At 59.0% G+C, this 707-nt stretch carries 1 protein-coding gene; it reads left to right on the forward strand.

What is annotated here, in order from left to right:
- Positions 1 to 707: DUF222 domain-containing protein (locus JFC13_RS19155; protein WP_198398621.1), on the forward strand; the 707-nt coding region annotated here is incomplete at both ends.

Below are 707 nucleotides of genomic sequence, written 5' to 3' on the forward strand. Positions count from 1 at the left end.
CTGGGCCGAGTCAACGAGGCCCTATCGACTCTGGCTCTGGCCGTGTGTGAACGAGTCGGAACACCCACCGACTATGGTGCGAAGACAACGAAGGCCCTCATCCAAGACAGGCTGAACATCACCAGCCGCGAGGCCAACCGCCGGACCGATATGGCCAAGAGCCTCGGCGGGCGAGTGACTCTGACCGGACAAGCGCAGCCACCGCTGTTCCCTCTGGTTGCTGATGCCTTCAATGAAGGCAGGCTCTCGGCCGATCAGGCCAGAGTCATCAAAGACTGTTTGACGAAGCTGCCCACGTTCACCAGCCAGGACAATCGTGATTATGCTGAATCGACTCTCGTGGACAAAGCACCAAGCGTGCGGGTGTATGACCTGCGGGCGATCTTCGCTCGAATCCTGGCCCATATCGATCCCGATGGTCAAGGGCCAACAGATGCCACGGATCGGACCATGTACAAGGTGACTCTGCATGCTCGTGACAATGGTGATTGGGAGATCTGTGGTCTCCTGGACCCGGTCACGGGTGGTGTCCTCAACGGGCTGCTGACGCAGAGGACGAAGATCGCGAAGAGCGTTGAGGGCAGTTTACGTGCGGGTGGATCCGGTACGGAGTCTGGTGTCCTCGAAGACGGAACTCTCGTTGACATGACAGGTCAGCGACTGTCTGCCCAGGAGTGGATCTACGAACGCTTCGCGACTCTCATTGG

Source organism: Brevibacterium antiquum (assembly GCF_016107655.1).
Lineage (GTDB): Bacteria > Actinomycetota > Actinomycetes > Actinomycetales > Brevibacteriaceae > Brevibacterium > Brevibacterium antiquum.